The organism is Enterococcus sp. DIV1067f, assembly GCF_050543505.1.
GTDB classification, from domain to species: Bacteria; Bacillota; Bacilli; order Lactobacillales; family Enterococcaceae; genus Enterococcus_D; species Enterococcus_D entomosocium.
This window is the reverse complement of record NZ_CP172940.1, coordinates 1,907,757-1,934,210: the sequence shown is the minus strand read 5'-3', so window position 1 is coordinate 1,934,210 and position 26,454 is coordinate 1,907,757. Positions and strand designations below refer to the sequence as shown.

18 protein-coding genes are annotated in these 26,454 nt (G+C 42.6%); 15 read left to right on the top strand and 3 right to left on the bottom strand.

Annotated elements, in window-relative coordinates; all coding sequences use genetic code 11:
• Nucleotide 1 precedes the first annotated feature (1 nt).
• Nucleotides 2-2,155, bottom strand: a complete 2,154-nt coding sequence (locus tag IGJ42_RS08965) for an amino acid ABC transporter substrate-binding protein/permease (protein WP_244731756.1) — start codon at nt 2,153-2,155, stop codon at nt 2-4.
• 270 nt (nt 2,156-2,425) lie between these two features.
• On the opposite strand from IGJ42_RS08965, the gene uvrB reads away from it, so the two are divergent.
• The 7 genes from uvrB (at nt 2,426) to whiA (ending at nt 12,479) form a co-directional block, all read left to right on the top strand.
• Complete coding sequence (gene uvrB, locus IGJ42_RS08960; protein WP_008382187.1) at nt 2,426-4,417, top strand: excinuclease ABC subunit UvrB; 1,992 nt, start codon at nt 2,426-2,428, stop codon at nt 4,415-4,417.
• 13 nt (nt 4,418-4,430) lie between these two features.
• Nucleotides 4,431-7,247 carry an excinuclease ABC subunit UvrA gene (gene uvrA / locus IGJ42_RS08955; protein ID WP_430615210.1) on the top strand — a complete coding sequence of 939 codons (2,817 nt, stop codon included), beginning with the start codon at nt 4,431-4,433 and terminating at the stop codon, nt 7,245-7,247.
• Between the two features lie 308 nt (nt 7,248-7,555).
• Nucleotides 7,556-8,809, top strand: coding sequence for a hypothetical protein (locus IGJ42_RS08950; protein ID WP_016611874.1), 1,254 nt, complete (start codon nt 7,556-7,558; stop codon nt 8,807-8,809).
• A gap of 3 nt (nt 8,810-8,812) precedes the next feature.
• On the top strand, nt 8,813-9,523 hold the full coding sequence (locus IGJ42_RS08945; protein ID WP_005235674.1) for an amino acid racemase: 711 nt from the start codon (nt 8,813-8,815) through the stop codon (nt 9,521-9,523).
• Between the two features lie 113 nt (nt 9,524-9,636).
• Nucleotides 9,637-10,527, top strand: coding sequence for an RNase adapter RapZ (rapZ, locus tag IGJ42_RS08940; protein WP_016611873.1), 891 nt, complete (start codon nt 9,637-9,639; stop codon nt 10,525-10,527).
• The gene (locus IGJ42_RS08935; protein ID WP_008382192.1) at nt 10,524-11,525 is read left to right on the top strand and encodes a gluconeogenesis factor YvcK family protein; all 1,002 of its coding nucleotides are present in this window, start codon (nt 10,524-10,526) and stop codon (nt 11,523-11,525) included. The genes rapZ and IGJ42_RS08935 overlap by 4 nt, the downstream gene beginning before the upstream one ends.
• A gap of 18 nt (nt 11,526-11,543) precedes the next feature.
• A complete protein-coding gene (gene whiA / locus IGJ42_RS08930) occupies nt 11,544-12,479 on the top strand; it encodes a DNA-binding protein WhiA (RefSeq protein WP_005235679.1) in 936 nt (311 codons plus the stop codon).
• 88 nt (nt 12,480-12,567) lie between these two features.
• On the opposite strand, the gene IGJ42_RS08925 is transcribed toward whiA, so the two are convergent.
• Complete coding sequence (locus IGJ42_RS08925) at nt 12,568-13,083, bottom strand: DsbA family protein (protein WP_430615208.1); 516 nt, start codon at nt 13,081-13,083, stop codon at nt 12,568-12,570.
• Nucleotides 13,084-13,310: 227 nt separating this feature from the next.
• On the opposite strand from IGJ42_RS08925, the gene nifJ reads away from it, so the two are divergent.
• The 4 genes from nifJ to glmM all read left to right on the top strand — a co-directional run bounded on the left by nifJ (nt 13,311) and on the right by glmM (nt 20,629).
• Nucleotides 13,311-16,994, top strand: coding sequence for a pyruvate:ferredoxin (flavodoxin) oxidoreductase (gene nifJ / locus IGJ42_RS08920; RefSeq protein WP_430615206.1), 3,684 nt, complete (start codon nt 13,311-13,313; stop codon nt 16,992-16,994).
• A gap of 270 nt (nt 16,995-17,264) precedes the next feature.
• Entirely contained in the window at nt 17,265-18,146 is an 882-nt protein-coding gene (gene cdaA, locus IGJ42_RS08915; protein ID WP_005235688.1) for a diadenylate cyclase CdaA, read from the top strand.
• Complete coding sequence (locus IGJ42_RS08910) at nt 18,143-19,234, top strand: CdaR family protein (protein ID WP_016620048.1); 1,092 nt, start codon at nt 18,143-18,145, stop codon at nt 19,232-19,234. Before cdaA ends, IGJ42_RS08910 begins: the two co-directional genes overlap by 4 nt.
• Nucleotides 19,235-19,273: 39 nt before the next feature.
• Nucleotides 19,274-20,629, top strand: coding sequence for a phosphoglucosamine mutase (gene glmM / locus IGJ42_RS08905; protein WP_430615204.1), 1,356 nt, complete (start codon nt 19,274-19,276; stop codon nt 20,627-20,629).
• 289 nt (nt 20,630-20,918) lie between these two features.
• Here glmM and glmS read toward each other — a convergent pair whose 3' ends face one another.
• Nucleotides 20,919-22,730 carry a glutamine--fructose-6-phosphate transaminase (isomerizing) gene (gene glmS / locus IGJ42_RS08900; RefSeq protein ID WP_430615202.1) on the bottom strand — a complete coding sequence of 604 codons (1,812 nt, stop codon included), beginning with the start codon at nt 22,728-22,730 and terminating at the stop codon, nt 20,919-20,921.
• A gap of 445 nt (nt 22,731-23,175) precedes the next feature.
• On the opposite strand from glmS, the gene IGJ42_RS08895 reads away from it, so the two are divergent.
• Genes IGJ42_RS08895 through IGJ42_RS08880 form a run of 4 tightly spaced genes read left to right on the top strand, consistent with a single transcriptional unit; the run spans nt 23,176 to nt 26,348 of the window.
• Entirely contained in the window at nt 23,176-23,466 is a 291-nt protein-coding gene (locus IGJ42_RS08895) for a hypothetical protein (protein ID WP_005235701.1), read from the top strand.
• 32 nt (nt 23,467-23,498) lie between these two features.
• Complete coding sequence (gene sppA / locus IGJ42_RS08890) at nt 23,499-24,530, top strand: signal peptide peptidase SppA (RefSeq protein ID WP_005235703.1); 1,032 nt, start codon at nt 23,499-23,501, stop codon at nt 24,528-24,530.
• A gap of 2 nt (nt 24,531-24,532) precedes the next feature.
• Nucleotides 24,533-25,363: an RDD family protein gene (locus IGJ42_RS08885; protein ID WP_429960750.1), complete on the top strand. Its 831-nt coding sequence runs from the start codon at nt 24,533-24,535 to the stop codon at nt 25,361-25,363.
• 37 nt (nt 25,364-25,400) lie between these two features.
• Nucleotides 25,401-26,348, top strand: a complete 948-nt coding sequence (locus IGJ42_RS08880; protein ID WP_301389851.1) for a hypothetical protein — start codon at nt 25,401-25,403, stop codon at nt 26,346-26,348.
• The last annotated feature ends 106 nt before the right edge of the window (nt 26,349-26,454 follow it).

Here is a 26,454-nt window from a genome sequence, read left to right as displayed (position 1 = left end):
GCTATTTCACCTTCTTTTCTAAAACTTTTGCAAGTTTCGTTAAAGCTGTGATCACGACTAAGTAAATAATCGCGATGATCAAGTAGACATAGGTACTTTGTGTGGTTCGTGCAACGATGATTTTCCCAGTTTGCAATAATTCTACGACTCCAATAACCGAGATGATCGTTGTATCTTTCAACGAGATAACGAATTGGTTAACGAAAGATGGAATCATGATTTTGATCGCTTGCGGTAAAATGATTTTCTGCATTGTCCGAGTGTAGGTCATCCCCAAACTACGAGAGGCTTCCATCTGACCTTTTGGCACCGCGTTGATCCCACCACGGACGATCTCAGCGATATAGGCACTGGCATTTAAGGTCAATGTAATGACCCCGGCTGCAAAGTCCGGAATCGTGATACCAATCGCATCGGAAAGACCGAAGAAGATGAAGAAAGCCAATACCATCATAGGAATACCACGAATGATATCAACATAGATCCCTGCAAAAACCCGCAATGCTTTGATTGGAGCAACACTGAATAGTCCAAAAATGATTCCGATCACTAATGCTAAGGCAAAAGAAATCAATGCTAGTAAAAGGGTATTCCATAATCCTTTTAATAAGACGTTATAGTTGTTGCTGATCAAACCAGTGATCGTTGATTCATCCACTCGTTTTTCTGTGGCAGATCCATCTTCAATGTATTTATTGATGATTTGATCGTACTCCCCAGTCCGTTTCATTTCTTTCAATGCTTCATTGAACATTTGGATCAGTTCAGGATTTTGGCCTTTTTTCACCGCAAATCCGTACTGACCACCAGATTCTTTTTCAATCGGTGTCACTAGTTTTTGACCTTGGCTGATGGCATAACCAATCACTGGATAATCATCCATCATGGCATCGATTTGCCCACCGTTAACAGCCGCATATAATTGATCGGCAGCATCATAATATTTGATGGAATAGCCATATTTCTCTTCGTTGGCGATCAAGAAGTCTGCACTTTCTGTCCCAACTTTTGCACCGACGGTTTTTCCATCTAGATCTTCATAGGATTTGATGGAATCATTGCCTTCTTTTACAGCGAGCTGAATGCCGCTTTCAAAGTAAGAATCAGAGAAGTCGTAGGATTGACGACGCTCATCAGTGATTGTCATCCCAGCGATCATCCCATCTGCTTGGTTACCATCCAAGGCTTGCAAAGCTCCGGAAAAACCGATGAAATTGAATTCGATGTTGAACCCTTGCAATTCTGCCGCTCGGTTCATTAAATCAACATCGATCCCTACATACTCATTGTCTTCATTTTGGAATTCAAATGGAGCGAAGGCGGAGTCACTAGCAATTCGGTAAACATCTTTCTTTGGTTCGACTTTCACCATTTCACTAGTGTCTGCATCTGTATCAGACGTTGTGATGTAAGTATTGACGATTTCGTCGTATTTGCCGGAAGCTTTCATATTGGCTAAACCAGCATTGAATTTTTCAAGGAGTTCTTGGTTTTGGCCTTTTCTGACGGCAAATCCGTAAGAAGCACCTTTTTCAGGTTCGCCGACAAGTTTCATCGGTTCGCCATTGTTGATAGCATAGCCAAGCACTGGATAATCATCAAAAGCGGCTGCCACAGTACCATTGCGTACAGCGCCATATAGTCCAGTAGCGTCATCATATAATTTGATGTCGTAGCCATATTGGTCTTTATTGCTTTCTAGAAAGCGAGCACTTTCGGTACCAACCTTTGCACCGACCGTTTCGCCTTCAAGATCCTCGTAGCTAGTAATACTGTCATTGTCAGCAGCTACTGCCATTTGAATCCCACTATCGAAATAAGGATCAGAGAAATCAAAGGTCTCTTTACGTTCATCTGTGATACTCATCCCAGCGATCATGCCATCTAACTGATTTGATTGCACGCCTTGAATGGAGGCGTCAAAACCTAAAGGACGTAAATCAACTGCAAAACCTTGATCTTCTGCGATCGCATTTAATAAATCTATATCGATCCCAACGTATTCATTATTTTCATTTTGGAATTCGAAAGGAGCAAATGTTAAATCTGTTCCTATCTTATACGTAGTTTCCTCCGCACTTGCTGACTTTACTGATAGCGTAAAAATGCTGATAATCAGCGCGATTAAAGCGAAGGACATGTGTTTTCTTTTCAAGAAAATTCCCCCTTTAGATATAACGTATTTATAGATTATATGGATTTTTTCTTCAACACACAAGTCTTTCTCTTTAAAAATATGACAAAATCGTTTAAACCTCACATCAGATGTTAGAAAATCAAACATGTTAAGTTATGCTTAATCGCATGAAACTTTCATAGCAAATGATGGCGAAAGTATGTTCGCTATGATATACTTATTTATGGAAAAGCGGCAGCGAGTTTTTCTTTTTTTGTTGTCGTTTAGAATAATCGAGGGGGAATGAAGATGATCGAAAGAACAACTTCCCATGAATTTGACTTAGTATCAAAATATCAACCAGCTGGGGATCAACCAGAAGCGATCCATCAATTGGTTGACGGGGTGGTCGGTGGAAAAAAAGCACAGATTTTGTTAGGAGCCACTGGGACCGGTAAGACTTATACGATTTCTAATCTAATCAAGGAAGTCAATAAACCGACATTGATCATTGCCCATAATAAAACACTGGCTGGACAATTATATGGCGAGTTCAAGGACTTCTTCCCAAATAATGCAGTCGAGTACTTTGTCAGTTACTATGATTACTATCAACCAGAAGCGTATGTTCCTTCCAGTGATACATACATCGAAAAAGACTCCAGTGTCAACGATGAAATCGATAAGCTCCGTCACTCGGCGACAAGTTCTTTATTAGAGAGAAACGATGTGATTGTTGTAGCTTCTGTCTCTTGTATTTTCGGTTTAGGTTCGCCGATCGAGTATGCAAGACAAGTTGTTTCTTTACGAGTAGGGATGGAAAAGTCTCGGGATCAACTATTAAAAGAATTAATCGAGATCCAATTTGAACGAAACGACATCGATTTTCAACGGGGGCGTTTTCGCGTGCGCGGCGATGTTGTGGAGATTTTCCCAGCTTCTCGTGATGAGCGAGCGTTGCGCATTGAGTTTTTTGGCGATGAAATCGATCGGATTCGTGAAGTTGATGCCTTGACGGGCGAGATCATGAGTGACACCGAACATGTGTCGATCTTTCCGGCAACCCACTTTGTGACCAATGAAGACCATATGGAACATGCGATCGCTTCAATCCAAAGTGAACTCGATGAACGACTGAAAGTTTTGCGAGCAGAAAATAAGCTGCTGGAAGCACAGCGTTTAGAGCAGCGAACCAACTATGATATTGAAATGATGCGAGAAATGGGGTATACCTCAGGGATCGAAAACTACTCTCGCCACATGGATGGACGAAAAGAAGGGGAACCGCCTTATACGTTATTGGATTTCTTCCCAGATGATTTTCTATTAGTAATCGATGAATCACACGTAACGATGCCCCAAGTTCGTGGGATGTATAATGGTGACCGTGCTAGAAAACAAATGTTAGTGGATTATGGCTTCCGTTTGCCTTCTGCACTGGACAACCGTCCGTTACGCTTGGAAGAATTTGAGAAACATGTCAATCAAATCGTCTATGTGTCAGCAACACCTGGACCCTATGAATACGATCAAACCGATACCGTCGTTCAACAAATCATTCGACCAACTGGTCTGTTAGATCCGGTGATCGAAGTACGACCGATCATGGGTCAAATTGACGACCTCGTGGGAGAAATCAATGAGCGAGTCGAGCGAAATGAACGGGTCTTTGTGACGACCTTGACGAAAAAAATGTCTGAAGATTTGACGGATTACTTCAAAGAATTAGGGATCAAAGTCAAATACTTGCACAGTGACATCAAAACATTGGAACGAACAGAGATCATTCGAGACCTGCGCCTCGGTGAATTTGATGTACTGGTCGGAATCAACTTACTGCGAGAAGGGTTAGACGTGCCGGAAGTTTCTCTGGTTGCGATTCTTGATGCCGATAAGGAAGGCTTCCTGCGCAGCGAACGCTCATTAGTCCAAACCATTGGACGGGCAGCCCGAAACTCTGAAGGAAAAGTAATCATGTACGCTGATAAAATGACTGATTCGATGCAGCGAGCGATCGATGAAACGGCGCGACGCCGAAGTATCCAAGAAGCCTACAACGAAGAACATGGGATCGTACCGAAAACCATTATTAAAGAAATTCGCGATCTGATCGCGATCACAAAAGTGGCAGAAGAGACCGGTGAATACACCACGACTTCTTATGAAGAACTGAGTCGTGAGGAAAAAGCAACCTTGTTGTTGAAGCTAGAAAAAGAGATGAAAGATGCTGCGAAAGCATTGGATTTTGAAACGGCTGCTACCTTAAGAGATACTATTCTTGAGCTAAAAGCTGCTGATTAGAAGGAGAAACACTATGGCAAATGATAAAATCGTGATCCATGGGGCACGGGCCCATAATTTAAAAAATATCGATGTGACAATTCCCAGAGACCAACTCGTTGTTGTTACTGGTCTTTCGGGTTCAGGGAAAAGTTCCTTAGCTTTTGATACGTTGTATGCCGAAGGACAACGCCGATATGTAGAAAGTCTATCGGCGTATGCCCGTCAGTTTTTAGGTCAAATGGATAAACCAGACGTAGATAGCATTGATGGACTTAGTCCAGCGATTTCTATCGATCAAAAAACCACCAGCAAGAACCCGCGATCAACAGTAGGGACGGTTACTGAAATCAATGATTATCTGCGGCTTCTTTACGCTAGAATCGGTCACCCGATTTGTCCAAATGATCACATCGAGATCACTAGTCAGTCGGTTGAGCAGATGGTGGATGAAGTTTTGGCATTACCAGAACGCACCAAGATCCAATTGTTGGCACCGATCGTTTACCAAAAGAAAGGGCAGCACAAAAAAGTCTTCGAACGTATCCAAAGAGAAGGCTATGTAAGGATGCGCGTAGACGGTGAAGTCTATGATGTTTCTGAAGCGCCTGAATTAGAAAAAAATAAAAAGCACGATATTGCCATCATCATCGACCGGATTGTTGTGAAGGAAGGCATACGTTCACGCCTGTTTGATTCTTTTGAAGCGGCATTACGGTTAGCGGACGGCTATGCGGTAGTCGATGTGATCGGCCAAAAAGAAATGCTCTTCAGTGAACATTATTCTTGTCCTTATTGCGGTTTTACGGTTGGAGAATTAGAACCACGCCTCTTTTCATTCAATGCGCCTTTTGGTGCTTGTCCAGACTGTGATGGTCTTGGCGTGAAGCTAGAAGTCGATGTCGACTTAGTGATTCCCGATCAAAGCAAAACGTTGCGTGAAGGCGCACTATTGCCATGGAATCCAATCAGTTCACAATATTATCCGCAAATGCTGGAACAAGCCTGTCAAGAATTCAATATCGATATGGACACACCATTTGAAGAATTGCCAGAAGAACACAGAGATATTATCCTGAATGGTTCGAATGGGGAGATGTTCCATTTCCATTATGAGAATGATTTTGGTGGGGTGCGTGATGTTGAGGTCGCTTTTGAAGGGATCTTACCAAATATCAAACGCCGTTATCATGAAACCAACTCTGATTTTACCCGTGATCAAATGCGTTTGTATATGACAGAGTTGACTTGTAAAACCTGTCATGGCTATCGCTTGAACCCGCAAGCGCTGTGCGTGCAAGTCAATGGGAAGCATATTGGTGAAATGAGTGAGATGGCGATCAACAATGCCTTGAACTTTGTCGAAGAATTGAAACTAACGGAACAAGAGCAAATGATTGCACGTCCGATCGTGAAAGAAGTCGATGATCGTTTAAGCTTCTTAAAAAATGTCGGATTGGACTATTTGACCTTGAGTCGTGCGTCAGGCACACTCTCTGGTGGGGAAGCGCAACGAATTCGCTTGGCAACACAAATCGGCTCCAATTTGTCTGGGGTGCTTTACATTCTTGATGAGCCATCGATCGGTCTTCACCAACGAGACAATGATCGCTTGCTAGATTCATTGCGGAAAATGCGTGATCTCGGGAATACCCTGATTGTCGTTGAGCATGACGAAGACACGATGCGGGCAGCAGACTACTTGATCGATGTCGGTCCGGGTGCAGGACATGCAGGTGGCGAGATCGTCGCTGCAGGCACTCCCGATGAAGTCGCTGCCAATGAGTCTTCTTTAACAGGTCAATACTTATCTGGAAAACGAGAAATCCCAACACCGACGGAACGCCGCAAAGGCAATGGTGAAAAGATTCGTGTGACCGGTGCTTCTGAGAATAACTTGAAAAACATTTCGGTCGATTTTCCATTAGGAAAGTTCGTCGCAGTTACAGGGGTCTCTGGCTCTGGTAAATCAACATTAGTCAATGAAATTTTGAAAAAATCCTTGGCGCAAAAAATCAATCGGAATTCGAACAAACCTGGCCGCTTTAAAACCATTACTGGTTATGAAGCTATTGAGAAATTGATCGATATCGATCAGAGCCCGATTGGTCGGACACCTCGAAGCAATCCGGCAACGTATACCAGTGTCTTTGATGACATTCGTGATTTATTTGCTAAAACCAATGAGGCGAAAGTCCGTGGTTATAAAAAAGGCCGCTTTAGTTTTAATGTAAAAGGTGGACGCTGTGAAGCATGTAAAGGGGACGGAATCATCAAGATCGAGATGCACTTCTTACCTGATGTCTACGTACCTTGTGAGGTTTGTCATGGCAAACGTTATAACTCAGAAACGTTAGAAGTTCATTACAAAGGAAAAAATATTTCGGAAATCTTAGATATGACCGTGGAAGATGCAGTGGAATTTTTCCAACATATTCCCAAAATCCATCGAAAATTGCAAACGATCGTCGATGTCGGTTTAGGTTATGTCACTATGGGACAACCAGCGACTACTTTGTCTGGTGGGGAAGCGCAACGGATGAAGCTTGCCAGTGAACTGCACAAAAATTCCAATGGCAAGAGTTTTTATATCTTAGATGAACCGACGACTGGTCTGCATACGGATGATATTGCCCGTTTGTTGAAAGTTTTGGAACGATTTGTCGACGCTGGCAACACCGTTTTAGTGATCGAACACAACTTGGATGTCATCAAATCAGCGGACCATGTGATTGACCTAGGTCCAGAAGGTGGCGAAGGCGGTGGCACGATCATTGCAACTGGTACACCAGAAGAAATTGCTGCGGTTTCAGACAGCTACACCGGTCATTATTTGAAAAAAGTCCTTTAAGCAGATGAAAAAGCACTCACTTTTTCACTTGTCTGTCAATAGGTTTCGCTAAAGTTTAAGGAAGCGTGAAATATCTGCAAATTTCATGATAAGGGCTTGAAATCAAAATTTTATTTGATAGAATAGCAATAGGTATACGTATATTCGCATTGAATAAACTGCCTATAAGTTCTATCCGTTCAAAGTGGGAGAAAGCAATCAAAGATAGATACTTTGATTGCTTTTTTCTTTGTGGTATTATAATGCTATTGTAATCAAACGAAACGAGAGAGGTCGTTTTTCGTATTCAAAAGAGAGAGTGATTTTTGATGAGTCAGGAAAATTTTCTTCCCATATTATTAGGAAGTGATATGAATGTTTATGGTATGGCCAGAGCGTTCCACGAAGCATATGGTATTCAATCAGTTGCCTATGCAGGCGCCGAACTTGCACCAACCCGCTTTAGTAAAATTGTAAAAATCAATCAAGTGGAAGGTTTTGACCATGATCCCGGATTCACTGAGACGTTGATCAAGTTAGGAAAAAATACTTACAATGATCCTGCAATGAAATATTTGTTGATTCCTTGCGGCGATGGTTATGCGGAACTGTTGGCGAAGCATAAAGAAGAATTGGCGCCCTATTATACCTTTATCGCTAACGATTATTCTTTACTAAAAAGGTTGATCAACAAAGTAAGCTTTTACGAAGTCTGCGAGGAATATGGCTTGCCTTATCCTAAGACCTTCATTTTAACGCCTGAACTGTTGACGGAAGGAACGTTCAAAGGAGAGCTGCCTTTTGATTTTCCTGTGGCATTGAAACCGGCAAATAGTGTAGCATGGCTGTCAGTTGATTTTGAAGGACGCAAAAAAGCCTTTATTATTGATAATCGAATAGAATTTGAAGAAATCGTTTCTCGCATTTATCAAGCGGGTTATCAATATGAAATGATCGTCCAAGATTTTATTCCCGGTGATGACAGCAACATGCGGGTTTTAAATGCCTATGTTGATGAGAATCACGAAGTTCGCGTGATGGGCTTAGGTCATCCTTTACTAGAAGACCCAACCCCTGGCGCTGTTGGGAATTACGTAGTGATCATTCCAGACGAAAATGATCAAATTTATCAAATGATCCGTAAGTTTTTAAAAGAGATCGAGTATGTTGGATTTGCCAATTTTGACTTGAAATATGATGCGCGAGACGGGCAATATAAACTATTTGAAATCAACTTGCGCCAAGGAAGAAGCAGTTTCTTTATTACCTTAAGCGGATTGAATTTGGCAAAGTTTATCACTGAAGATTTAGTCTTCGAAAAACCTTATACAGAAACGGTTTATGGCAAAGCTGACGCGCCAGAAGCGAAATTATGGCTAGGGGTACCAAAAAACATCTTCTTGACTTATGCAAAAGAAAATCCTGCGAAAGAACGAGCAAAAAAATTATTAGCAGAAAATCGCTGGGGAACGACCGTCTTTTATAAAGAAGACTTATCTCTGAAGCGTTGGATTCTGTTAAAGAGAATGTTCCATCTATACAACAAACGATTCAAAACGTATTTCCATACGAAAGAAGGCTAGAAGATGGAGAATTTTTTTAGTATTTTAGGCGGCATGGGAACGTTAGCGACGGAAAGTTTCGTCCGCATTTTAAATCGACGGACACAGACCCATAAAGACCAAGATTACTTGAACTATGTTTTATTCAATCATGCGACAGTACCGGATCGGACGGCATATATTTTAGACAATACGTTAGAAAACCCTGTTCCTTATTTAATGGACGACATCGAAAAACAAAATTTATTAAAGCCAAATTTTATTGTGTTGACTTGTAACACAGCGCATTATTTTTTTGATGAGTTGCAAGCGGCTACTGAGATTGAGATTTTGCATATGCCTCGTGAGGCAGCGAAAGTCGTTTTTGAAAAAGGCGTCACTGGAAAAGTGGCCTTTCTTGGGACAGAAGGCAGTGTCAAAGCCGGCATCTATGAGAAAGAATTGCGCCAGTTGGGACTTGATGTCTATCTCCCAGAGCCAGCGATCCAAAAAAAGGTCAATACATTGATCTATGATCGAATCAAAGAAAATGATCATCTGGATCAAGAACTTTACTTTGAGATACTGGAAGAAGTCACCGAACGCATCGGCTGTGAAAGCGTAGTACTTGGATGTACCGAGTTATCCTTGATGGATGAATTTGTGACTGACAATCCTTATCCAGTCGTGGATGCCCAATCCATTTTAGTTGATCGGACGATTGAAAAAGCATTGGCAAATCGCCAAGCAATCTAAAGCTGATAGCGACGTTAGCGGCATTTTTTGAGCTAACGTCTTTTTTTATGCCGGTGTTCCAATGATACGCCCGGCATGATATAATAGAGTTGTTTCAGAAAGGAGTTTTACCTATGACTGAAGTGGATCATTTAGAATTGGTCATTATTACTGGGATGAGCGGAGCCGGCAAAACGGTCGCTATCCAGAGTTTTGAAGATATGGGGTACTTTTGTATCGACAATATGCCCCCAAGCTTGATCCCTAAATTTTGGGAACTGATCAAAGAATCAGGAAAAGTGACAAAAATTGCCTTAGTTGTCGATCTGCGTTCAAGATCGTTTTTTGAAGAAATCCAAAGTATGCTGATCGATATTGAAAACACGAATTTTATCGACACACGGATGCTCTTTTTAGATGCATCGGACAATGAATTGGTGTCAAGATACAAAGAAACGAGAAGAGCACATCCTTTGGCGATGGATGGCTTAGTTACGGAAGGCATTCGCAAAGAGCGAGCGATCTTAAACGATTTGAAGACGCGTGCCAGTATTGTTATCGACACAACGTCGTTGACCCCACGGCAACTGAGAGAAAAAATCAATCAAGAATTTCGTGCTTCTCATGAGACAGGGTTTCGTATTGAAATACTTTCGTTTGGCTTCAAGTATGGCTTGCCGATCGATGCTGATATCGTGATGGATGTTCGTTTCTTACCGAATCCCCATTACATTCCAGAGTTGCGTCCTTTAACGGGTAAAGATGAACCCGTGTATGATTACGTCATGTCTTTTCCAGAAACGGAAGAATTCTATCAGCAATTTAGTACACTGTTGCAAACGATCATGCCAGGCTATGTCAAGGAAGGCAAAAGCAGCTTGACGGTGGCTATCGGCTGTACTGGGGGTCAACACCGTTCGGTTGCATTATCGGAGCGCATCGGTGCGGTTTTGGCAGAAGACTATCGCGTCAATATTACTCATCGCGACAAAGATAAGCGCAAAGAGACGGTGAATCGTTCATGAAAATGAAAACGTACCGGATCAGAAAGCCGAAGATCGTTGTGGTAGGTGGCGGAACTGGGTTACCAGTCATCCTGAAGAGCTTGCGGAATCAAGGTGTCGACATCACAGCGATCGTTACGGTCGCTGATGATGGCGGTAGCAGCGGCGAGATCCGCAATTTGGTTTCCTCTATTTCACCACCGGGGGATCTGCGCAATGTTCTGGCGGCTCTATCTGATATGCCGCAATTGTATAATGATATTTTTCAATACCGTTTTAAAGCGGAAGACAAATTTTTAGCCAATCATGCCCTTGGGAACTTGATTATTGCGGCGATTGCTGAAATGCGTAGCAGTACCTATGAAGCCATTCAAATTTTGTCGAAAATCATGCATATCGATGGACGAGTATATCCTTCCTCAGATCTGCCATTGGTGTTGCACGCTGTTTTTAAAGACGGCACCGAAGCGGTAGGCGAGTCCAAAATCGCGGTTGATCGCAAAACGATCGAACGGGTCTTTGTTCGTAATCAAGAAAATAATGATGAGCCGAAAGCAGCTCGTAAAGTTGTTTCATCAATTATGGAGGCAGATATGATCGTCTTGGGTCCTGGTAGTCTCTTTACTAGTATTTTGCCCAATCTCATGATCAGCGAGATCGGCCAAGCAATGTTGGAAACACAAGCTGAAACGGTTTATATTTGTAATATCATGACCCAAAAAGGTGAAACCGAACACTTTAGTGATGCCGACCATGTGAGAGTCTTGCATAAGCATTTAGGCAAACCCTTTATTGATACGGTGTTAGTCAACACCGAGAAAGTTCCAGAAGGATATATGGACCCAGAGATTTATGATGAATATCTTGTACAAGTGAAACACGATTTCCAAGGACTGCGAGAAGAAGCCAGCCGTGTCATTTCAGCTGACTTTCTGGAGCTTAGAGATGGCGGAGTTTTTCATGACGGAGATAAAGTGATTGAAGAACTTCTACGTATCGTTTACGGGGCCAAAATCTAAGAAAGGAGGGATTTTTTTATGTCCTTTGCAGCAGAAGTAAAAAAAGAATTGACTGCATTAGAAGTTCATCGCGAACATGCCAAGGCAGAACTGGCAGCTTTGATTCGGATGAATGGGTCATTAAGTATCAACAACCAGCAATTTGTTTTAAACGTTCAAACAGAAAACGCGGCGATTGCCAGACGTATTTACTCTTTACTAAAAGATCATTACGACGTGCGCAGCGAGTTGCTGGTCCGTCGCAAAATGAAATTAAAAAAGAACAACGTCTACATCGTTCGTTTGAAGCAAGAGACAAAGCGCGTGCTTTTGGACTTAGATATCATGGACGGGCTGATGTTTCAAAGCCATGTTTCTGATGAGATCATGGGCAATACTCAAAAAATGCGTTCCTATTTACGAGGGGCTTTCATGGCATCAGGATCGATCAACAATCCAGAAACTAGCCGCTATCACTTAGAGATTTATTCCATCTACGAGGAGCATAACCAAGATATTTGCGATATGCTAAACGCATATGGTTTGAATGCCCGTGCATTAGAACGTAGAAATGGGTATATTTCTTACTTGAAAGGCGCTGAGAAAATCGCTGATTTTTTGACACTGATCGGCGCCACCAATTCCATGTTGAAATTCGAGGACGTGCGGATCGTGCGAGACATGCGTAACTCAGTCAACCGTTTGGTGAATTGTGAAACCGCCAATATGAACAAAACGATCGATGCTGCTTCGAAGCAGATCGACAATATCGAGTTTATTCAAGATCGAGTTGGCTTGCAAGCTCTACCTGAAAAGCTACAAGAAATCGCCGAATTACGTTTGGAACATCCCGAGGTCAGCTTGAAAGAGCTAGGAGAAATGATTCCATCAGGAGCGATCTCGAAATCAGGGATCAATCATCGCATTCGAAAAATCAACGAATTTGCCGATCATCTTCGTGAACAAGTCAGCTAGTCGAATGGAATAAAAATGAATCAAAAGAGCAGGAGCAGATTTGACGTGGATGTTCGCGTCAAATCTGCTCCTGCCCTTTTATTTGTGGTTACTCATTGATCAATGCAGTTAATTCCTCAGCAGTGATCGATTCATCAAAAATGTGCCCATTTAAGATAATCGTTGGCACAAATTGAATGTTGGCGTTTTTCGCTTCTTCCACAATTTCTCCGGCGATCGCAGGATGATTTTGTTCAGATAGCCCTAAGGTATTTTTCGCATATTCTGCCACTTCATTTAAAGATAGACGACCCCATTCGTCTTGTGTTTGATAAATTTTTGTAATCTCAGCGATCGTTGCCTGAGGATCTGTACTGGAAACAAACCGATGCATCACATTGCCTCGTTGCAATGATTCTTTTTCTTTGTCGAATAATTTGATGACACGGCGTAGTTTCCCAGCTGTGACAGCTTCACTTAAGGTCGGTAACGATTCCTCAAACCATTGCCGACAATAAGGACAACGCAAATTCATAAATTCGACGATCGGTTTAGCGGAAGGGTCTCCGATATGTATCCCTGTTACCGCATTTGTTTCTTGTGCTTTGATGATTGAAATATCCATTAAGATTCCTCCTTTTTCTTTTAGTTTACCGAAGTTTCTACTGAAAGAAAAGCCTCAGGTATTTTGATCCGAGTCTGTGAAATGAGGAGGGAAATTAGCTAAATACTATGTATTTCGTTTCACGAAATAAAGAAAATTACCCAGCCGGTGCTTTTATATTCCTTGATTTTCAGCTATAATGAATTGTGTTTTATTGTGCAAAATGATGATTAAAGGAAGTTATATAGATGAGAAAAAGAAAAACAATGGATGGCAATACGGCAGCTGCCTATATTTCCTATGCCTTTACGGAACTTGCGGCGATCTATCCGATAACCCCTAGTTCAACCATGGCTGAATTAGTGGATCAGTGGTCTGCTCAGGGAAAGCATAATCTTTTTGGGCAGCCGGTGAAAGTGGTTGAAATGCAATCTGAAGCAGGGGCGGCGGGTGTGGTTCACGGCTCATTAAAAACCGGCGCCTTAACGACGACCTATACGGCATCTCAGGGACTTTTGTTAATGGTACCAAATATGTACAAGATTGCTGGGGAAATGCTGCCAGGCGTCTTTCATGTCGCCAGCCGAGCAGTAACAACCAATGCCTTGAATATTTTCGGAGATCATACCGACGTAATGGCCACTCGACAAACAGGCTTTGCTATGCTAGCGGAAAGCAGTGTTCAAGAAGTAATGGATTTAGCGCCAGTCGCTCATTTAGCAGCAATTGAAGCCAACATTCCATTTTTAAACTTTTTTGATGGTTTCCGAACCAGTCACGAGATTCAAAAAATCGAGGTGCTGGACTATGAAGAACTCGCACAACTGGTTAATCATGAAAAGTTGGCTGCTTTTCGTCAAAAAGCGATGAATCCGAATCACCCAACAACGAGTGGGACGAATCAAAATCCTGATATCCATTTTCAACAGCGGGAAACGATCAATCAGCACTATCAAACATTGCCTGAGATCGTTCGTTTTTACATGAAGAAAATCAATGCTTTAAGAGGAACCAACTATGATTTAGTGGATTATTATGGTGCTGCGGACGCCGAAGAAGTTATCGTTTCGATGGGGTCCTCGACGCAAACGATCCAGCAAACGGTGGATCATTTGTGCGCTTCTGGACGCAAGGTGGGAGTCTTGTCGATCCATCTGTATCGACCATTCCCATTAGAAGTCTTCTTAGAAAAAATGCCTGCTACCGTCAAAAGTATCGCTGTATTGGATCGCAGCAAAGAACCTGGTGCCAACGGAGAGTCTTTGCTTTTGGATGTGCAAAGTGCCATGTATGATGCAGCGATTCGGCCGACGATCATTGGTGGACGCTATGGTCTTGGGTCAAAAGATGTAACGCCTGATCAAATCGTTGCCGTTTATGACGAATTGATTAAGCCAAAAGCGAGCCAAAAGAAACGCTTCACCATTGGGATCACGGATGATGTGACGCAATTGTCGTTGCCCTCAAAAGGCACGCTAGATCTAACTGATCCATCCACCTTCCAAGCGAAATTCTGGGGATTCGGCTCTGATGGGACCGTTGGGGCGAATAAGTCAGCAATCAAAATCATCGGTGATCATACCGAAAAATATGTGCAAGGCTATTTCCACTATGATTCGAAAAAATCTGGTGGTCTAACGGTTTCCCATCTGCGATTTGGGGATACCCCCATTCGTTCTACCTATCTGATCGAACACGCGGATTTCGTTGCATGTCATACGCCTGCGTATTTGCATACGTATGATTTGCTGAAAGGACTCAAAAAAGGCGGAACCTTTTTATTAAATACGACCTGGTCACAAGAGCAAATTTTAAATAATCTACCGAAGAAGATGAAACGTTATCTTGCTGAAAACGAGATCCGTTTTTATACCATCAACGCCATGCAGTTGGCAATGGAAGTTGGCTTAGGTGGGCGGATCAATACCGCGATGGAAACAGCCTTCTTTTACTTGGCAAACATCATTCCGACCGAGGAAATCTTGCCGATTTTAAAAGAAGAGGCGCTGAAAAGTTATCGGCACAAATCGATGGCGATCGTTGAAAAGAACCAAGCAGCCATTGATCGCACCATCGAATTATTACAAGAAATCCCTGTTCCAAGCGAGTGGGCAACAATCGAAGTGCCGGAAAGGACATCCACTGCTATGACACAATTTGTGCGGGAAATTGTGGAACCCATCAACCGTCAAGAAGGCAATCAACTATCCGTCGGCACCCTCGTAAGGAACCAAATGACTGAAGGGGTGATCCCTGTCGGGACAACAGCGGTTGAGAAGCGGGGCATCGCTGTTGAAGTGCCCGAGTGGCTATCAGATCGCTGTACCATGTGCAATGAGTGTGCCTTCGTCTGTCCTCATGCGGCGATCCGCCCGTTTTTGGCAGATGAAGATGAATTAACCGAAGCACCGAAAGGCTTTATCGTCAGAGAGATGCGAGGAGCGAACGGCCAAAAATATCGAATTCAAGTTTCCGTTGAAGATTGTACAGGTTGCGGCCTTTGTGTGGAGGCATGTCCCGCCAAAGGGAAAGCCTTGACGATGCGTCCTTACGAAGAACAAAAAGAGCAAGCTTTAAATTGGGCTTTTGCGATGACTTTACGCCAAAAGGAAAATCCAGCAAAACCAGGAACTGTTTTGGGCTCCCAATTCAATAAGCCCTTATTGGAGTTCTCTGGTGCTTGTGCGGGCTGTGGGGAAACCCCTTATGTCAAACTTCTGACCCAAATGTTTGGTGATCGCATGATGATCGCCAATGCGACCGGCTGCTCTTCGATTTGGGGTGGAACCTCACCAGTATCCCCTTATACAACCAATCACTTAGGACAGGGTCCAGCTTGGTCAAACTCGCTGTTTGAAGACAATGCCGAATATGGCTATGGCATGTTCTTAGCCAATCAAACCCGACGGGAGAAATTAGCAGCCCAGTTGCAGTCATTGAAAGCCGCTGTATCAGAAGAATTGCAGGCTTTGATTGATGATTGGGACCTTCATCGAGAAGAAAGTGCGGGGACACAGCAGCGAGCAGCAAAATTGATCGCCGCCTTAGAAGCTGAGGCTTCCACGACACCTCAGCTGAACAAAATTCTGCAGGAAAAAGATTTGTTTGTTAAGCCAAGCCAATGGATGATAGGTGGCGATGGCTGGGCATATGATATTGGGTTTGGCGGTATCGACCATGTTCTCGCTTCTGGTGCAGATGTCAATATTCTTGTGTTAGATAATGAAGTTTATTCCAATACGGGGGGGCAAGTCTCCAAAGCGACACCAACTTCGGCTATTGCTAAATTCGCTGCTAGTGGCAAGTTTGTTTCCAAAAAAGATTTAGGAATGATGGCGATGACCTACGGACATGTCTACGTCGCACAAATCGCATCTGGTGCTAATCAAATGCAAACGATCAAAGCCTTTGAAGAAGCCGAGCGGTTCCCGGGACCGTCAATCATCATTGCCTATACGCCATGTATCACTCACGGTCTTGCTGGCGGAATGCGTCAATCCTTGAAAGAAGCGCAAGAAGCAGTTGCATCAGGGTATTGGAGTCTCTACCGCTATAACCCGCTGTTGGCAGAAAATGGGAAACAGCCAATGACGCTCGATTTCAAAAAGCCAGCATTTGATCAAATGCCTGCCTTTATGCAGACCCAAGTCCGATTTGCTTCCTTGCAGTCTGCCAATCCCAATGCGGCGCAAGCCTTGTTTAAAAAAACCGTTTCAGATGCGAAAACTCGTTTCTATAACTATGCCCGCTTAGCAAGTCAAGAAGAAAAAATTCGAGCAAAGCTTGAAAAAAATGTAAGTACTGATACAGAACAACCAATGGCAGTAAAAACGGAGCGTGTGCGAAGAGAAAAACAGCCGTTAAGCGAAGAACAGCTCGCTGAAAGAGCAGCACGGCGTGCAGCGCGCGCAAAACGTCGTCAGCAAGAATAATCGCTAGCTGAGGAACGACCCTGGAAAAACGCTTTATCACGTTTTTTCAGGGTCGTTTGTTGTTTTTCCTATGAAATGCATGCAAGAAGCTCTTTTAGATGAAATCTTCTAAGACCTTTGACAAACAATGATTTCATGATAATGGTAAACTAAATAAAAGAGCTGTTTATTTTTTCAAAACTTTTTCATAAATTTGTTTTTTTTCAAATCTTTGAAGAGGTCCTATGTTATACTATTATCTGAAGTCTTAAGAATAAAGGAAGGCTGTTTATGTTGATAAATTTCAGGGATTTTTTTAATTTAGATTATTGGAGAGAATTGCTCTCATTTGATATATTTTCTTGGTCTTTTTTAGTAAATGTTTTAGATGTGATCGTTGTTTGGTACTTGGTTTATAAGCTTATCCAGCTTGTGCGAGGGACAAAAGCGATCCAGTTGTTCAAAGGAGTCGGACTGTTCATTGTTCTAAGGTTTTTGGCTGGTATCGTAGGATTAAAGACGCTATCTTGGTTGATGGATCAAGTCATTACTTATGGGGTGATCGCCGCAATTGTTATTTTCCAACCAGAAATTCGACGAGGGCTAGAGCATCTTGGACGCAGCTCCTTCTTCAAGACTTCTAAAAACGAAAAACGGCGGGATGAAGTTTTGGTCCAAGCATTGGACAAAGCTGTTCAATATATGGCAAAACGAAAGATCGGTGCATTGATCACGATCGAGCGGACGACTGGTTTAGAAGAATACATCGAAACTGGGATTCCCTTAGATGCGGATGTGACGGGCGAACTACTGATCAATATTTTTATTCCTAATACACCGCTGCATGATGGTGCAGTCATTTTAAGAGATGATAAGATCGCTGTTGCTAGTGCCTACTTGCCATTGTCAGAAAGTCCACTGATTCCGAAAGAATTCGGGACACGTCATAGAGCAGCTGTTGGGATATCAGAAGTCAGTGACGCATTGACCATTATCGTCTCAGAAGAAACCGGCGACGTTAGTATTACGCTAAATAATCGCATGCTGACTGAACTTTCTCGCCAAGAGTATCTCGACGTGTTGAATCGCGAATTAGTTCCGGAAGAAAAACCTGGCAAACGCAACTTGCTGCAATCTTTCTTTGAAGGGGTCAACAAAGGAGGAAGAAAATGATCAAGAAAGAGCGTCGTCAAAACGTATTTTATGGTATACTAGCGCTGTTCTTTAGTCTGGTTTTGTTTTTCATCGCCAGCGGATCAAGCCTGCAAGTCAATCTTGCGGGAACATCAAATCCTTATGAGGAAGAGATCGAAAATGTACCGATTCAGACCACCTACGACACGGATGAATACTTCATCCAAGGATTTGAAACAACAGTGGATGTGACTTTATCTAGTCGAAATCGTGTACAATTGAATGCAGAACGTAGTGAGGAAACACGGAGCTTTCGAGTCGTAGCTGATTTGACTGGGCTCGATGAAGGAACCCATGAGGTCCCTTTAGAAGTAAAAAATCTTAGTTCAAGCGTCACAGCTGAAATCGAACCAAAAACAGTCACTGTGACGATCGAGAAAAAAGTGACCCAAACGTTTACCGTTGAACCCGTCATCTCCACTGACGGAGCAACGAGTGGTTACGGCGTCGATTCAATGAGTGTCGATCCGCAGAAAGTAGAAATCACAACTGGCGATCAAACATTAGCTGAAATCGACCGAGTGGTAGCGATCGTAAATCCAGATGATATCACTGGGGATTCGATCACTGTCAATGGAACCATCGAAGCCTGGGATAGCGACAACAATCCATTAGCGATCATCGCGGATCCTGATTCGGTAGATGTTGCATTGGTGATGGAGGCTCCAAGCAAAGAAATTGAATTGTTTGTTACACAACAAGGGACAACTCCAGACGGGATCTCCCATTACATTTATCGCATGAGCAGTATCAGTGCCGTTCTGACAGGACCACAAAGTATCTTGGATGAAACCCAACAGATCGGTGTGCCGGTGGACGTTAGTGAGATCACGACAACGACGGAACGGACAGTAACCATTCCAGTGCCTGAGGGGACAACAATCAATCCAACGGTCGTGACGATCCAAATCACACCGGTTGCAGAAGCTACTACGGAGAATCAATCAAACAATGATAGCAATGAAGCAGTGAATAGTGAGAATTCTCAAGACAACTCTTCAACAGACGACACGACGAACGAACAAACAGAGAATTCCGCAAGCAGCACGACGACAAGTAGTTCTTAGTCGTTTGACTGTAGAGAATGAATAAGAGAGGTTATTAAAATGGGAAAATATTTTGGTACTGATGGTGTTAGAGGAGAAGCTAACAAGGAATTGACACCTGAGTTAGCATTTAAATTGGGGCGTTACGGCGGCTATGTACTAAGTCAACATGAAACCGGGGACCGTCGTCCTCGCGTATTGGTTGGGCGAGACACACGAATTTCTGGACAAATGCTAGAAAGCGCATTGATTGCTGGTTTGTTATCCGTTGGGATCGAGGTATTTCAATTAGGCGTTATTTCCACACCAGGAGTGGCATACTTGACGAAAGTACAAAAAGCAAGCGCAGGTGTGATGATCTCTGCCTCTCACAATCCTGCACAAGACAATGGGATCAAGTTCTTCGGAAATGATGGCTTTAAATTAGTCGATGAACAAGAAGCTGAAATTGAAGCATTGCTTGATGCGCCGGAAGATACACTTCCTCGACCTTCTGCCGATGGCTTAGGAACGGTGGATGAGTTCCCAGAAGGGTTATTGAAATACTCTCAATTTCTACGTCAAACGATTCCTGACGATTTAGAAGGGATCACGGTTTGTGTCGATGCAGCAAATGGCGCAACAGCTACAAGCGTTAATCGTTTGTTTGCCGATCTAGAAACAGAATTCTTCACAATGGGGACTTCCCCAGATGGGTTGAACATCAATGATGGTGTTGGTTCGACTCACCCCGAAACATTAGCCGAATTCGTCGTTGAAAAAGGGGCCGATGTTGGTCTTGCATTTGATGGAGATGGCGATCGGGTCATCGCAGTTGATGAACTAGGAAATATCGTTGATGGCGATAAGATCATGTATATCTGTGCAAAATATTTAGCAGAACAAAAACGCTTGAACCAAGGAACGATCGTTACAACAGTCATGAGCAATTTAGGGTTCCACAAAGCAGTGGAAGCAATTGGTCTGAAAGATGTGATCACACAAGTCGGTGACCGTTATGTCGTAGAAGAAATGCGTAAAAACGATTATAATTTCGGTGGCGAGCAATCAGGGCATATGATTTTCTTGGATTTCAATACGACAGGTGACGGTTTACTATCAGGAATTCAACTATTGAATATCATGAAACAAACGGGCAAGAAACTGTCGGAATTAGCAGGAGAGGTAACGATCTATCCACAAAAACTTGTCAACATTCGAGTGACAGATAAAAATGGTGCGATGGATGTTCCAGCTATCCGTAAAATCGTGGAAGAGACAGAAGCAGAAATGAACGGCGAAGGCCGTATCTTGGTTCGTCCTTCAGGAACAGAACCATTGCTTCGGGTGATGGCAGAAGCACCAACCATTGAAAAAGTCGATTACTATGTTGAAAAAATCGCAGCGGTCGTTCGAGAAGAAATCGGTGCGGAATAAATGAAGAAGTAAGACGATCAAAGATATTCTTTGTTCGTCTTTTTTGTCTACTTACCAGCAAGAAGCCAACTTGCGAACTAGAGAAACTTGTCAACGAATTTGTCGACAACGCTTAAAAGGGAACACGCCGTGGGCAAGCCTTGCGAAGTATAGTTGCTTTTAAAAGTCTTTTCGGATTTGTTGTGCATAAAACAAGAAAAAAGAACCCCTAGGAACGATCGAGTCATCGAACGAGGAGTTCTTTTTATTAAACAGAAGATAATCAATTCGGTTTCAGTTTTTTTAAAAACTATTCAACGGTAACGGATTTTGCTAAGTTTCTTGGTTTATCAACATCGAATCCGCGTTGTAAAGTGGCGAAGTAAGCCAGCAGCTGTGTTGGAACGACTGCCACTAAGCTGGTTACCAATGGATGAACATTTGGCAAAATGATTTGATCAGTCGCTTTTGCTAACTCTTGACTAACGATCACAAGGGTGTGAGCCCCACGAGATTCGACTTCTTTCAAATTGCCCCGCGTATGAGAGCCAGTCACTTCTTCCGTGATCACACCGATCACTGGTGTACCTTCTTCGATCAACGCGATGGTGCCGTGTTTTAATTCACCAGCCGCAAAGCCTTCCGCTTGGATATAAGAAATTTCTTTTAATTTCAATGCCGCTTCCATTGATACATAGTAATCATTCCCACGACCAATGTAAAATGCATTACGGGTTTCGGAAAGAAAATCTTCAGCAAATTGACTGATAACAGCTTTTTCATCCACTAAAGCCTCCATTGCAGAAGCAACGATGCTTAGTTCATGGAACACGTCAAAATCCAATGCTTCAGGGACAGCTTTTTCATCACCAATGGCTTTTGCTAATAAGGTCATGACAGCGATCTGTCCGGTATATGCTTTTGTAGAGGCAACGGCGATTTCTGGACCAGCATGAAGCAATAAGGTATGGTTCGCTTCTCGAGAAAGAGTAGAACCAGCAACATTGGTAATCGTGAGACTAGGAAGACCTAACTGGTTGATCGTCACTAATACTTGACGGCTATCTGCCGTTTCACCACTTTGTGATAAGAACAAGAAGAAGGGTTTTGCTGACAAGAATGGCATGTTGTAGCCAAACTCACTAGATAAGTGAACCTCAACAGGGATCTGTGTTAGCTTTTCTAAAATGGATTTTGCTGCCCAACCAGCATGATTACTGGTACCACATGCGATGATGTAGATTCGATCGCTAGCAAAAAGTTCGTTTTTTAACTCTGGATCGATTACTACTTCACCGGATTCTCCTTGATATTCTTGGATCAAGCGGCGCATCACGGTTGGTTGATCATCGATTTCTTTTAACATGTAGTAAGGGTACGTTCCTTTTTCGATGTCAGTCAGATCTAGTTGTGCTTCATAAGATTCACGGTACACAAGGTTTCCTTTTGGATCTTCGATTTCGATCGCATCGGCTGTTACGGTCACCATTTCGCCATCTTCGATCTCAACAAAATGAGTCGTTTGATCGAGCATTGCTAAGGCATCGCTGCAAATGACATTAAATCCATCTCCCAAACCGATCAATAAGGGACTTTTATTTTTAGCAACATAAATGGTTTCTGGATCTTTTTTTTCTACTAAAGCAAAGGCATAAGAGCCGCGAATCAAGGACAAAGCTTTTTTAAAGGCCGCTTTGGTCGTGCTGTTGTCTTGCTCTTTCAACACTTCAATCAAATGAACAACGATTTCGGTATCTGTTTGACCTTCAAACTGGTGGTTGCTTAAATATTCTTGATGAAGCTCTTCAAAGTTTTCGATCACACCATTATGAACCAAAACGAGTGCTTGGTTTGCCGAAGTGTGAGGATGAGCATTCATTTCTGATGGCTTGCCATGGGTCGCCCAACGGGTATGTCCGATACCGATCGTTCCTGTTACTTCAGAAGTCACTTTTTCTTCCAAGTTTTTGATTCTTCCTTGGGCTTTCACTAAATGATCCGAAGTCCGATCAGCGACATAAAGGCCTGCTGAGTCATAGCCCCGATACTCTAAGCGTTCCAATCCGTTTAAAATAATTCGTTCTGCATTTGATTTTCCTACGATTCCTACAATTCCACACATAATGATAATCCTACTTTCAAAAAATTTAGTTTGGCATTATGTATTTCTATCTGCGCAGCAAGTCTTTGTCATCATCTTACGATGAGATTTGTTCTTGCCTGTAGAGTGCAGTCCCTAGAGTCATCCGCCGAATGTTTCGATAAACTCTTTCCTCGTCATCTGTTTCCAGATCAGGCGCTATCCATATTGGTCTATCTATCCTCCTTGTGAGATATTTTATAGAAATACAAGCAATATCATAATATTTATTCCTGTTTCTGTCAACTGTAAGTTATATGAAAATAATTGGTATAGTTATTGGTAAGGTTGATTTGAACCAGTCTAAAGGGAATCAAAACAGCTGACATAGCTTTGTCGAATAAGATTCCTAAGAAATTTCCTCATAAAGCTATGCTTTTTTTTTTAAGTTCGCTACAATAAAAAAGTAAGAAAGTGAGGGAATGAAATGCCAGAATTTGTAAATTGTATGACTTTTTCAGAGCTAAAGAAAATAGTAGCTGCGATAGAAAAAGATCCTAATGTCACAGATGAAACAAAGGTCATGTTGGATACGGGCTGGGACAGCTTGCAAGAAATTTTACCCGGATCAGTCACCGTGGAAACCGCGCAAACATTCAAAGTCCAGGATGAACTAACAAAGGAATTTTTTGGCGGCTACGTCTTAGCTGAAAAAAGCGAGAAATTTGATGCGGTTGGAGACGAAGAAGCAGTGATCGTCATCAAAAATCTATACTAAATTATGGGAAAGGTGAAAAGTTAGGTGGGAAAATGAATAAAAGAAGATGGATCGCAGCGGCGATCGCAGCAGGGTTATTTATCTGCTCGGGGGTTTTTTCAGTAATCACAAATCGTCCAGAGCAAGAGGAAACTCAAACGCTGCAAGGGTTAAATGCTTTGTTCTACGGAAGTAATGCGATCGAAGAGACAACGTTAGTTGCCGGAGATCAAGACAATCGCATTGTTCGCTTATCTTTAGAAGGAACGATCGCCAGCAGCTCCAGTGGCGGCTTATTCACAACAGAATCTTATGATCATCAGCGATTTTTAGAAGAACTACGGATGATCCAAGAAGATCCAACTATTGGGGGCATCTTGATGGAAGTCAATACCCCAGGAGGCGGCGTCTATGAAAGTGCCGAGATTGCTCGTGAATTAGCAAAAATCAAAGAGTTAGGGATTCCGATGTATGTCAGTATGAAAAACATGGCAGCCAGTGGCGGTTATTATATTTCGGCAGGTGCTGATAAAATTTTCGCAACGGATGAAACGATTACCGGTTCGATCGGAGTGATCATGTCGGGGCTCAACTATGCCGGCTTATTCGAAAAGCTAGGGATCGAAGACAATACGTATAAAAGTGGTGCACTAAAAGATGTAGGTTCAGCAACGAGAGAGCCAACAGAAGCCGATAAAGAAGTCTTGCAGACCTATGTCGACAATGCTTATGGTCGGTTCGTTAAAATTGTGGCTGAAGGACGCGGCATGACAGAAGAAGCCGTTAGAAAGATCGCTGATGGCCGCATCTATGATGGTCAGCAAGCGGTGTCTGTTGGCTTAGTGGATGAAATCGGTTTTCCTGAAGATACATTAGCAGCAATGCAAGCAGATCTAGGCTTGGAAGATGCAGAGATTTTCAGCTATGACGTTTCATCTACTGGATTTGCTTCTACTTGGTTAGGTTCAAGTTTAGCCGAACTGCAAGGACTAAAAGAATCAAATACAGAACGAGTGATCCAATTGATGGAAAGCTTAGGAACAAGCGATGCCCCTAAACCTCTTTATTATTATGGAGGTGAATAACTATGACAGATAAAAACAAGTATTCCACTGGCACATCGTCAACGGATGACAGTCACACAAGTACAACAATCGATCAAAGGGAACAGCGCGAAACCTCCACACCGTCAACCGGTCATACGGATGTGCGAACTGAAGCGCAGGTTTCAGAAACAGCCGAACCAGTAAACGCCAGCAAAGCGATGAAGAACGCACAAGTAAACCATCCCGATGATTTTTATCAACAAGTCTTGACGTCTTTTCAAGAAGAAGAGTATAACCAAAGTGAGATCGAAGAAAGACAAAAAGCGTGGCAGCATTTTGAAGAACCTGAAAAACAGACCGAAGACAAACGGTTCTTTAATGACTTTCCTAGCTACTTTTTTGCCGGTTTTTGGATTCGTTTGTTTGCTTTTTTAGTGGATCTTCTAGTGATCCGGGCAATCACGCAAATAACGATTGGCAGTATCTATAATCTAGCGAATCTAACGGCAACCAATCAGCGGTTTGGTCTTTACAACATCTGTGCCTTAGCGATCTATCTGGGCTATTTTGTTCTGATGACGAAGCTGAATCATGGCCAAACAATTGGGAAAATGCTCTTTGGCATCCGAGTTATTTCTTTTGTAGAAGAAGAACTCAGTTGGCAAACGGTCTTGATTCGCGAACTTTGCGGGCGCTATGTGCTGCAATTCAATGTTTTCTTTTATCTCGGTTATTTACCAATCGTCTTTAATAAAAATAAGCAGCAGGCTGCGGATTATTTTGCAGAAACAAGTGTGGTAACCATCAATTTGATCAAGGCCTTTAATAAACAGGTGGATGCCAATCACGTAATGATTGGTGCACAAAACTAACTAGCAGATCAAGCAATTAGTAAAGGAGGGATCGTGAATGGGTGAGACGATTGATTTCCCAGGACCAAATGAGCGGCTTCGTCTGGCGGCAGAAAAAGCCTACCAGTCAAAAGAGTTTTTGCAGGCTTATCGTTTGTACAATGAACTTTATCAAAAAAACGCCAGTTTTGAGATCAATCAATGGCTCGTGGAATGCTTGCAACAGCTGAATGATTTTGCCAAAGCGTTAGATCTTGCGGAAGACTATCTAGATGATTATTTGAAACAAACTGATGGTTTTTTACAAATTGGTCATCTGCTGATCTTGGATGGTCAATACTTAAAAACTCGGCGCTGGCTTACATTAGGTCAGAAAACAAAAATTCCAAAACGCTATCAGGAACAGTTGGCTAGTGAACTAGCTAAAGTAGAAGAAGTACAACAAATTTTAGGATTGGAAGATTTTCATGGGAAACGCAAGCATTTACGCGCATTAGATGAAGCCAATCAACCGGTGAGTGCAACAGAGTGGCACGTTTTTACCCAAGCAATTACCAAATCACAATTTATCTCGCTGATGCATGACACGTTGGCTTCCATCAAAAATCCGTATTTGCTACCTAAATTAGTGGATGAGCTCGTGCGTCTTGAAGTGGACGAACCTTTTGACCTAATCGATTACCTTGGGAATATGCAGCAAATCGTTCCGAAAGAATTAAAACTTTTACAGGAGGATGACGCTGTTAAAGCGATCCATAAAGCGATCGAAGAAACGATCGCCCAAGAGGACCCGATTTTAGCGGAAAGTGTCTCAGCAGAAATCGATGATCATTTAACGATAAGTTACCCGTTTTTACCGGCAAAAGAAGAGGCAAACGCATGGGTGGCAAGCTACATTGAAGATTATCGCGGGTTATTTGAAGAAAAAGAACAGCCAAAAGCAGACAATGAAATAGAAGAACGCAAACGACACTTGCGCAATATCCTACGTTTGAGCATTCGCTGAAAGAAAAATTCGCAACTTTCATGGTAAAATGTTTACAATTAAACAACGTTAGTGTACTATTTAAAGGTATGCATGAAGCTATTTCATATGTAAATCAATTAATATT